Annotated in this window: 7 protein-coding genes; 5 read left to right on the top strand and 2 right to left on the bottom strand. The window is 45.6% G+C overall.

Annotation, left to right across the window (positions count from 1 at the left end; genetic code table 11):
• The 5 genes from Q0668_RS13215 to Q0668_RS13235 form a co-directional block, all read left to right on the top strand.
• Nucleotides 1-1,206 (top strand): hypothetical protein (locus Q0668_RS13215; protein ID WP_298865417.1); only part of this gene is annotated, 1,206 nt, incomplete at its 5' end.
• A gap of 64 nt (nucleotides 1,207-1,270) precedes the next feature.
• Nucleotides 1,271-3,169, top strand: coding sequence for a cadherin repeat domain-containing protein (locus tag Q0668_RS13220; protein WP_298865419.1), 1,899 nt, complete (start codon nucleotides 1,271-1,273; stop codon nucleotides 3,167-3,169).
• A gap of 367 nt (nucleotides 3,170-3,536) precedes the next feature.
• A complete protein-coding gene (locus tag Q0668_RS13225) occupies nucleotides 3,537-7,478 on the top strand; it encodes a secretin N-terminal domain-containing protein (protein ID WP_298865421.1) in 3,942 nt (1,313 codons plus the stop codon).
• Between the two features lie 3 nt (nucleotides 7,479-7,481).
• A complete protein-coding gene (locus Q0668_RS13230) occupies nucleotides 7,482-8,369 on the top strand; it encodes a hypothetical protein (RefSeq protein ID WP_298865423.1) in 888 nt (295 codons plus the stop codon).
• 110 nt (nucleotides 8,370-8,479) lie between these two features.
• A complete protein-coding gene (locus Q0668_RS13235) occupies nucleotides 8,480-9,151 on the top strand; it encodes a BON domain-containing protein (RefSeq protein WP_298865425.1) in 672 nt (223 codons plus the stop codon).
• Between the two features lie 9 nt (nucleotides 9,152-9,160).
• Here Q0668_RS13235 and yegQ read toward each other — a convergent pair whose 3' ends face one another.
• A complete protein-coding gene (yegQ, locus tag Q0668_RS13240) occupies nucleotides 9,161-10,531 on the bottom strand; it encodes a tRNA 5-hydroxyuridine modification protein YegQ (RefSeq protein ID WP_298865427.1) in 1,371 nt (456 codons plus the stop codon).
• 70 nt (nucleotides 10,532-10,601) lie between these two features.
• On the bottom strand, nucleotides 10,602-11,208 hold a 607-nt coding region (locus tag Q0668_RS13245; RefSeq protein WP_298865430.1), incomplete at its 5' end, for a sialate O-acetylesterase.

Consider the following 11,208-nt stretch of genomic DNA (forward strand, 5'->3'; position numbering starts at 1 on the left):
GTTCATTTCCAGGCGGCTACCAAGTCTTCGGTTCCTCTGAATCAATTGTTACTTGATTTTCTGTTACTGCCGGCAGGGGTAGATAAAGCAACTCGTGACGTACTCGTGGCGAGCATTGCAAAGGAACTACATGACCGGGCCGTGAAAACATTTCAGTCGATGGGCTTGGATGTTATTTCAACGGGAATCAGCTCGATCGCTGCTGCCGAATGGATTGCCCATACTGATTCAGGAAATATGGCTGCACCCACTTTGATCGTGAATCAAGTGGATCACCATCTGGAAATGTCTCTGGTTAGCAATCGAGAAATACTGTTTACCAACTCAACCTCACTCAGTTCAGAAGATCGTAATGCAACCGAACAGGCGATACTCACAGAACTCAATCGTTTTCTATTGGTCTGTAGCTCACAACTTGCAGGTCAAAAAACGGAACGCATCTTTTTGATTGGCGAGGAGCAAGCTCAACAGGATATCACAGAGAAAATCGCTGAGCGATTTCAGTGTGCAGTCGAAGTGCGCGATCCTTTACTTAACGAAAAATCTGCGTCTGGAGATTTTGCTGCTTTAGAATATCCGGGGGTGCTGGCAGGTCCTTTGGGTATGTTGTACGCTCAGGTTCAACAGAAACTGGAACTTGTCAATTTTCTGAACCCCCATAAAGCGGAGGTCAAACCGGACCGCCGCAAGCTGCAAATTGGGCTGGGCGTAGCAGGTGTTGTGATAATTTTTCTGGCAGCGCTATTTTTGACACAGCGTCGCATTTCTGATTTGGATGATCAAATCGCCGAGCGAAAGATAATACAACGTGATCTGGATGATTTTCTTAAACGTGGTCAACCAACGCTGGAATCGGTTGCACTGGTTCAGAAATGGGAAATCTCAAATTCGAAAGCATTAAAGTTAATCGAGAAAATAGAAACGGTGTTGCCAGGAACTGATCGATTATACCTCGATGAACTGGATCTGACTCGTTCCGCCGGTCAATCCATCAGTCGCCTGAAAGCAAGCGGCCATGCCAAAGATGAATTGGACGTAAGAGACATCAACCAGCAATTATCCAACAACAATTTTCGAATTCACCCTCGAACAAATAAAAGTGGTTCCATAGATGCCAAGTATCCTGTTCCCTTTGAAATCGATGCCGAACGACTTCCGCCTCCCGTGGAAACGAAACCGGAATCTGTGTCTGGGAAGTTAAATTAAACTCTGTGGATGAGATCGATAGATTGTATGTAAGATGTATTTAATTGACGTGAATGATTGAACGATGCAAAAACGAGAAAAAATACTGGCGGCGATATTTGGTGCCGTGATTCTGATCTGGTTTGGAATGCCTGTCATTGACAGAACATTTATTGAGCCAGTTGAATCACGCCAAAATCAACTGAACGTATTAAACCAACAGATTGATCAACGGGAACAGAAAGAACTGGAACTCCTGCGGTCTGCCAGTCAATTGGGAAACTGGTCTGCACACAGCTTACCTCCGGACGAACATGATGCGCAGCGGCTTTATCTGGAATGGTTAGACGATCTGGCAGAGCTGTCTGGATTCTCAGAGATAAAATTGGCACCCGGTCGTCGCATTCGCGAACGGAAGACGTATGTTGCAGTTCAGGTGACACTGGAGGGGACTGCCACCTATGATCAGATCTGTCATTTTCTGTTGCATTTTTATCAGACAGAATTACTGCAAAACATTATCGGCCTGGAGTTGAAAAGTACGGGCACCAGCAAAGCGAATCTTCTCAAAGTCAAACTAACGGCTGAAGGACTCGCTCTGAATAAAGCAAAACCGCGCGAACAACTATTTCCTCGCGCGAAGCTGGCAACTACGTTGGATTTAGATAGCACAAAAATGAAAGTCCAAAAAACAACAGAGTTCCCCAATGAGCCCCCCTTTCGAATTCGCATCGATCAGGAATTTCTCACGGTGAGCGAAATAGCCGATGGTACCTGGATTGTCGTCAGAGGCGCTCATTTGACGGTACCCGCCGAACACAAGGCCGGCACACCTTTTGAACTGTCTCCCCTGAATCAGTTCTCCGAAGGCAGCACAAAATTACAACAATCGATTACGCAGGACTCAAAGTTAATCAAAGTGCTCAGCTCTAAATATTTTCCCAAAGATGAGAGTTATTTAATCATAATCGATGAGGAAATTCTGAATGTCACCAACCATGCAACCGGCGAATGGTCGGTACAGCGGGGCGTGTTGGATACCCGGGCAACCGCTCATTCCAAAGGCGCGGCGGTGAAAGAAGTGCCGCGTTACTTACAGGCTGTTTTCGATTATCGTCTGATCGCTCCTGTCAATCCCTTTGTGAAGCCTGTCCCCAATAAGTCTTACAAACTGAAAATGAAAGACATTTTAAAACAGAACGTCGTCAAAGGAACCGCTCTCGAATTAACGGTTCCCCTGGAAGGGATCAATCCCTCATTGGCTGCTCCTGAAGTGTCAGTCAAAACAGAATTACCAGAGATGACTGTTCAATCGGGCAAGTTAAAGTGGTTACCGCCGGAAAAGCAAAAAGCGGGTGTTTACCCCGTTACCATTACTGCGATTCAGGGAGGACAGTCGGTAGAAAAAGAATTCCAGATTGAACTGCTTGAAAAAAATCTACCACCTAATATTGAAGTTCCTTCGCTGGTAACAGCATATCAGGCAAGACCGCTTTCACTCTTTGTGAAAGCCTCTGATCCCGACCTTCCATCACAAAAACTCAAATTCGAATTAGAAACCGAAGCCCCCGCAGGAGTCATGCTTAATTCTGAAACAGGTGAAATCAATTGGACTCCCACTGGTTCCACTGAATTAAAAGACTATCCGATGACCATCAAGGTTTCTGATTCAGGTACACCACCTCTTTCTAGTTCCAGGAAATTGATTGTCAAAGTGGTGTTGGATGATGCCTTCTTTACCTTCTTAACGGGCAGCATCGAGATCGATGGTAAAAAGATTGCCTGGATCCGTAACCGGGCAACGAATCAGAAACGTGAAGTTCAAGTCGGTGATACCATTGATGTCTCTGAAATCCATGCCATTGTCAGAACGATTTCCGACAAATTTCTCATTCTGGAAATTGATGGCAAACCGTGGACACTCTCGCTGGGAGAAAATTTCAGAAACATGCGAAACCTCACTTCACCTTCCGTGTTAAACTAACATCTCTCTTTCACATCATAAATGAGGAGATGAAGTCATCCTCTTTTCTCCTTCTTTCCATTCTTAAACCGACGGCCATTTATCGCCTGAAATATGAGCTTTGACATCATTCGAGCATCTTCCATGATGTGTACGACTGAGAGCATCCTCGCGCATATCCTTCCTGAATAACAAGTTATGAATATTCTCACAGTCAAATAAACTCCGAATTTCTTTACAAATGTAAAACCTTTGTTCAATAAAAATGTCAAACTTTGCCGATATTAACGATTGTAGGGATTCCGTCTGAGGTGTTCTCGCACGAGTTGCGTACACAATTCATGACGTACATCTCTGAAATAATCTCCCGATACCAAGGGGTGAAACGTTGTTATCTTTGAAACGTATCAGCAGAACGATTTCCAGACAAATACGTTGTCTGTTGGCGGCTCTTCTTTTGTGCGGGCCTTCCGTCTCTGTTTACGCCGATAGTAAAACCAGTCTCTGGAGCCGTCTTCGAAAATCATCTGAGGCTGAATCCAATGAACCTGGATCTGCTTCTGAGGATCTCAATCAACAAGCAAACTGGATTAAGCAGAATCGAAAAGAAAATGAACCTGCGGATATTTCCCTCAATTATATCCAGACATCCTGGGGGAAAGTCTTAAATAAGGTTGCAGAGCAAAGCCAGTTAACGCTGGTAATGGATGTAGTACCTAAAGGTTTTTATTCCCGTATTGATAAACGGACGCATTCGCTCAGCGAAACAATACAGATTTTAAATCGTGATCTCGAACCGAAGGGGTTTCGATTACTTCAAAAAGACAAATTCCTGATCGCACTGGATCTTCGTCAGGCCAAGTCTCGCTATGTTCGCGCAACGGTTCAAAATAGCGGCCAGGATCAACAAATCACCGCTGAGAAAAAACAGCCTCTCCAACAGGTCGAATTTCAGGAACGGGCTGTGGAGACTAAATCGCGAATCAAAACGGCAGATGTTCCGGCAACTTTTGATAATAAATCGCGAAAATTTCCACAAAAATCAGCCAAACTGCAAAAGACTATTTTCGCAATCCAGCCACGCACTCTGAAGAGCACTGAGATTCTCCGACTATTGTATCATGCCTTTGAGTCACGTTCGGAATTACAGGGGGATGGCCCCAATGGTTTTCCAGGAGTGATTGTTTATTCTACAGTCAGCCAGAGTCTGCAGGATGAGAAGACGGATGAGTCTCTCAAAATCGTTGAACCGCAGATCGAATTTCGAATGGGAATCGATAAACAAAATAACGAGTTAATTTTTGAAGCCAGCGGTCGAACAGCGAAGGCATTAAGAGCAACCGTTATGAAGCTGGATCAAACTGCCCAAAATAGCTCGGATTCGGTTCAACTAGTCTCTGGAACATCACAAATCGGCCGCGTGGCACGAACTTTATACCGTCAACTCAACTCAGACACCTTACAAACCCGTAAACCGCAAGGCTTATCTGCCAAACCCTTTTCAGATAACTTACTATCGCCACGCAATCAGCAGATTAATCAATTGAGGCAGCGTGTTGATCAGGTCGGCTTTGATGAGCCACAACAAGAGAAAGCAACGCAGAATTCACTGCAACCCCAACCAGTAGAGAAACCCGCTGAAGCCAAAAAGCAACTCTCACTTCCGGAACTGCTACAGGACTTGAGTGGTAAGGTCAACATTGAGTCCGTACCGGATCTCGGGGTATTAATTCTGCGAGGAAAGGATGAAGATGTAGACGCTTTGATGAAGATCATCAAAGAACTGGAAAAATTAAGCGAAGGCACGCGACCTGACATCCATTTATTGAATTTGCGTCATGTCAATTCAATCGCCCTGGCGGAATTACTGAATGGCGTCTATGAAGATCTGGTCGAATTAAGGGCCATCCAGGGACAGATTCAGAAAATCAAAATCATTCCTCTGGTGAAACCGAATGCCTTATTGATTCTGGCCCCGGATACGGACATGCCTTCCATTCTCAAGTTAGCCGATGAACTGGATCAGCCGGTCGATCCGCTGAACGAGTTTGGTGTCTTTCAGTTAAAAAGCGCGAGTGCCAGCCAGGTTTCAACAATGTTGCAAGATTTTTATGAAGCACGCGACGGTTTGGGAACTCGCATTAAAGTCTCTCCGAATATTCGAATTAATTCTGTGATTGTGCAGGCGCAACCTCGTGATATGCTGGAGATCTCTGCTCTGATTCAAAAAATAGACCAGGATCAATCTCAGGCGGTAAGCCGGGTTAAAATTTTCCCTCTCAAGAATGCCATTGCCGCTGATCTTGCTGAAACTTTGAATTCGACACTGCAAAGCGTTCTCAATCCTGCTGCAGCTCAGACATCTGGTCTGGGATCCAACATTGGTGGTGCCGGTGGTGAAGCGGCTCAGCAGTTACAGGAAGCACGCTCTGTAGTACTTGAGTTTCTATCTCAGGAGGGCAAACAAAGCCGGGTATTGCGATCCGGGTTGTTGGCAGATATTCGAGTCATTGCTGATCCGCGTGCAAATTCGCTGGTTGTTACAGCACCGAAAGACAGCCTGGAGTTACTGGAAGCGCTCATCAATCAATTTGATGCGCAGGTTACTACGGTGGCTGAGTTAAAAGTGTTTACATTACAAAATGCAGATGCAGACTTAATGGTGACTTTACTGCAGTCAACATTTTCAGTTGAGAATCAACAAACCGATTTGGGAATTCAAATTGCCGGCGTCAATGATGCGAACAGCAATCTGATTCCATTGAAATTTACCGTCGACCGTCGTACCAATTCCGTAGTCGCACAAGGGGGTGCTGACGCGTTACAAATTGTCGAAGCCATTCTGTTAAAATTAGATAGTGCTGACAGCCGGAAACGTGAAACGACAGTAATTCAACTGAAAAACACACCAGTCGCGGATGTGGCGGAGGCGATCAATGAGTTTCTCGATACTCAACGCTCGCTGATTTCACAGGATCCTGATCTAATCAGCAGTTTTGAATTACTGGAACGGGAAGTGATCGCGGTACCCGAACCGATCAACAACAATTTAATCATCAGTGCCACGCCTCGCTTTTTTGAGCAGATTTCCAATCTTGTAAAAGAATTGGATAAGGAAGCACCTCAGGTTATTATCCAGGCTTTGATTGTGGAGGTGGAACTGGATAACGATGATGAATTTGGAGTCGAGCTCGGAATTCAAGATTCGTTGCTCTTTAATCGAAGTATCATCGATAACATTCTAACGGTGCAACAAACAGTCACCGGTCAGAACAATGTGACACAAACCAATCAAACGATTGTATCGCAGGAAGCGACACCCGGATTTTTGTTTAACAGTATCAATCCTCTGGGTACCAACAACACTCAGAACGTTAGAAATACGGCAGGTCAGGCGCTGAGTAATTTCTCATTACAGCGCGGTAACAGTGATCTTGGTTTTGGTGGATTGGTTCTATCAGCCAGTTCCGAATCAGTCAGTATTCTGATTCGCGCCTTAGCTGCCAAACGCAACGTGCACATTTTAAGCCGTCCGCAAATTCGGACCGTGGACAACGTTACCGCACAGATTCAGGTGGGGCAGATTGTTCCCGTTGTAAATGGTGTGACGGTCTCCAGTGTTGGTTCAGCGAACCCTGTCATTGAACAAGATGAAGCCGGCATTATTCTGACGGTGACACCGCGTATCAGTCCTGATGGTAATATTGTCATGGAAACTATAGCAGAGAAAAGTGACTTTGATGGAGGAAGTGTTCCTATCTTTACGGATGCTACCACCGGGAATGTGGTTGAGTCTCCTATCAAGAATATTACACAAGTTCAAACAACAGTCAGTGTTCCCAATGGTCAAACAGTTGTACTGGGTGGAATGATCACTGAAAGGGATACTACCATTGAGCGTAAGGTACCCTGGTTAGGCGATATTCCCGTTGTGGGAATTCCCTTCCGCTATGATTTCAGTTCAACCCGCCGCACAGAATTGCTCGTCTTTCTGACTCCGCGCATCATTCAAAACGATGCGGATTCGGAATTCATTAAACAGGTGGAATCAGAACGAATTCATCTTCAGGTAGAAAAAGCAGAACAAATGCATGGTCCTATTTTTGCTGTGCCTCCGGGAGAACCAGAATTCCTGCCGGATGGTGATGGAACACTGGAAGCAATTCCCACAACAGTCATGCCTCAAACCAATCTGAATCCATCGCTCAAAAACGAACAGGATACCCGTGGAGGTATCCAACAGATCAACTACGAAAGAGAACAACAACGTCTCTCTTCTCCAAAAAATTCAGTCAAAAAAAGACGTTTTCCTTATTGGAGGCGAGATTAATTGATGAACCATCTGACCCTACCAGTTCGCTATCTGGTGATGATTCTTATACTCTCGACATCGACAGCCGGATGTACAAGTCTGGCATTAACAGACTGGGATTGGAAGTCGGCAAAGAATTATGCCACTCCCAAAAAACCGGCTATCGAAATAGTTGCGCTCTGGGAACCTGCTGAAGGAAAAGGCGTTGACGGAATGCCAACGCGGGGATTTTCAGGACAGATTATGTTTTTTCAACACAATAACACTTCACCCGTTTATGCCAAGGGTGATGTGATGATTCATCTCTATGATGATCAGGGAGATTTAAAACAACAGTCAAAGCCCCTTCATCAATACAAATTTGATGCTGGCGCCTGGCAGGTCCATGGAATTGATTCCACCTTAGGCCCCGCTTATCAGGTCTTTATTCCTTATGTCAGGAAAGGGAGAGTTAAAGTGGAATGTGCCTTACGCGTTCAACTATCGCAAAAAAATGCTCCCGAGATCTATTCCCGCATGATTTCCGTCAAACTGGATGGAAAAACTCCTGAGGCGATCCCACAAACGCTGACTCAGAAGAAACCTGCCGCGAAAGCAAAAGTAATCGTTGATACATTGGCACGTCGCGAATCGGGCAAGCAGCTGGAACTCTCGCCGAAACATAAACAATCTCAGCAGGAGCGTTCTACAGTAGAGCAAACAGAAATTCAGCAAATCATGGCAGAAGTCATTGAACCCGTTGTTGACGAACGGGATGAACGAATCCACCAACTGGAAGATCAAATGGCGCGTTTGTTGAATGATCAAAAACAACAATCAAACAACGGTGTCACACATAGTAATTTCAATGTATCGCCAACGAAAGCTGCTGGATATCGAAAGTTTCGCCTGCATGGTTCCAATGAATAACATCTTCCCTATACGGAAAACAGATTATTTACTTTAACTGTGAAATGACGATGTTATAATAAAACAGGTAGCGGTCCTGTTCTGTTTTGTCGTCTGTTCCGAGGAAATTCATGCCACGCTCTTTTATCACAAGCGCAATAGGTATAGTAGTTTGCGCATACTTCAGTTTCGGGTTTACAGAACGAATTGAAGCTCAGGTCCAATCTCTGTCCAATAGTTCCGCTCAGACGGGGGGTAATACCGGATCAACGATTGGGAATGCGCGCACGGGAAACCAGTCATTAGGGAATTCTCAGTTTGGTCTTTCCACATTGGGAAACGCACAATCATTGAATCCCCAGAATGGTTTCATCGGCCGATCAGATTCAGCAGCGAATTCATTTATTGGACGCAGCAACGCACAAAATGCCGGGAATAATGCCAGCCAAAACCGTAATTTTAACAGAGCCTCTACCAGTGGATTTCAGAATGGACAGAATCAGTTCAATAGAGGTCAATCTGGCCCAATCGTTCCTGCATTTCGACCGCAGATGAAAATTGCCTTTACCGCATCCCCACTCCCGCTGAGCAGTGTTACAACTTCTATGGGACAGTCACTTGATCGATTGAAAGCACGAAACGAACGACTTCGCGGTGTACAGTTTGAGTTGAACGCGGACCGGAGTATTACATTACGGGGGCAGGTGAAATCAGAGCGTGCAAAGAAGCTGGCAGCATTCCTGGCGATGTTGGAACCGGGAGTTCGTAAAGTCAAGAATGAATTGACAGTCGCCGAGAAGTAACCGACTTTGTTAAACCAATGTCGTCGCCGCTGGTGTCTTCACACTCTTCATAAGTAAAGCGAACTGTTGATCGTGTTCGCTCAATTGTCCCGCGCTCTCCTCAAGCTGGTTCTCGGTAAACGGGATTTTAACGACATGCCCGCTACCTGGTGCGACATCGACTGATTCAAACTTTTTGTTTAACAGAGATTTCAGTTGAAAAACGATATTCCCCGTAGGTGTCATTAATTCCAATTCATCATTCAGTTCAAACTTGTTTTTCACATCCACAATCAGGCCATCTGCATCACGGTCGATAATATCACCGACAAATTGTTGTTTATTTGCAACTGAGCGGCCTTGCTCATAATTCTGCATGCTTTCGGAAGCATGTCTCTGGAAGAACCCTTCGGTATACCCGCGGTTGGACAGGCTGTCGAGCATCTCCAGCAGGTTGTCATTGAACTCGATGCCAGCGGCCGCATCGTCAATCGCTTTGCGATAAACTTGCGCGGTTCTGGCGGCATAAAAGAAGGATTTTGTACGTCCTTCAATTTTTAGCGAACTGATTCCCATGTCGCTGAAAGTTTTCACATGTTGCACGGCGCGCAGGTCTTTTGAGTTCATAATGTACGTGCCATGCTCATCTTCATACGCGGGCATATACTCACCCGGGCGTTGCGGTTCTTCCAGTAGGAAGAGTTGATCAACAATGGGAAGTTGTTGCTGACTTTTGGGAGGTGGAGGATTCTTTAAGACGATATCCCCTTCCAGCGTCTGGACGGCATCATTAACTTTATAATCCCAGCGACAGGCATTGGTGCAGTTCCCCTGATTGGAATCGCGATGATTCATATAGCCGGAAAGCAGACAACGTCCAGAGTAAGCAATGCAAAGCGCACCGTGAACGAAGACTTCCAGTTCCATATCGGGGCATTCTTCCTGAATTTCTGCCACTTCTTTAATCGAGAGTTCGCGAGAAAGAATGATTCGAGACAGCCCGAAGTTCTGCCAAAATTTGACCGTTGCATAGTTGACGGCATTCGCTTGAACCGACAAATGGATGGGCACGTCCGGCCAGCGTTCCCGGACCATCATAATCAGACCCGGATCCGACATGATCAGGGCATCTGGTTTCATATCGATGACCGGTTCCATATTTTTAAGATAACTGCGTACCTTTAAGTTATGGGGCGCTATGTTACTGGCAATATAAAATTTCTTGCCTAGACTATGCGCTTCTTCGACGGCTTCTGCCATGACTTCCAGTTTATTGAATTCATTTTCCCGAACACGCAAACTGTAGCGAGGCTGTCCTGCATAAACGGCGTCGGCTCCGAACGCGTACGCATACTGCATTGCCTTGTGAGTGCCGGCTGGAGAAAGAAGTTCTGGTTTCATATTATTACCTGTTACACATTTTCTATCGAAACACTGAAAGTGAAACGTCATTACTCAAATCAGGATAGTATTACTCCTGGGGTAGTTTCCATAGGGCCTGGGCGAATTTCCTGCCCAAATCCAGATAACCATCTGAATTATAGTGCCATTTATCTGAATAACCATAACTATCAGTACTGGTTACGAGCGATGCACGTTTGTCATTCTCTACAAATGCGGCCTGCGCTGCCCGAACGATTTCACCATGTTTCCAGACTTTCCCTTCAGGATTATCTCTCGAATCAGAAATCCGACCAATGACGACTGGTAAATCATCCGTGAGAAGGGTTGCACGAATTAAGTCCATAAGTCGCTTCAGGTTGGCTTCATACTGCCGGGCAATTTCTTCAGAATAAACAGCATCGCTTTCCCCTTGCATCCAGACAATGCCTGCGGGTATCAGCGTGTCTGATTGACCATCCTGATCAATGTCCTGCGTTTGCAGCGCCCGCTTCATTCCTGCCAGAAAATGGTCGTATTGATTGATTCCTCGTCCTTTGCCAGTCCCCTTTTCATAATCGGGATCCCAGCAACCAAAGTCACCCGCGGCTTCGATGGCAAGCGAAGTCCCTCCGCGGGATATCTTAATGAGGGCAATGTTTTCTTCCGGAGCCTGTTTTTTGAGTGCTTGAGCAAAC

This window comes from uncultured Gimesia sp. (assembly GCF_937910335.1).
Lineage (GTDB): Bacteria > Planctomycetota > Planctomycetia > Planctomycetales > Planctomycetaceae > Gimesia.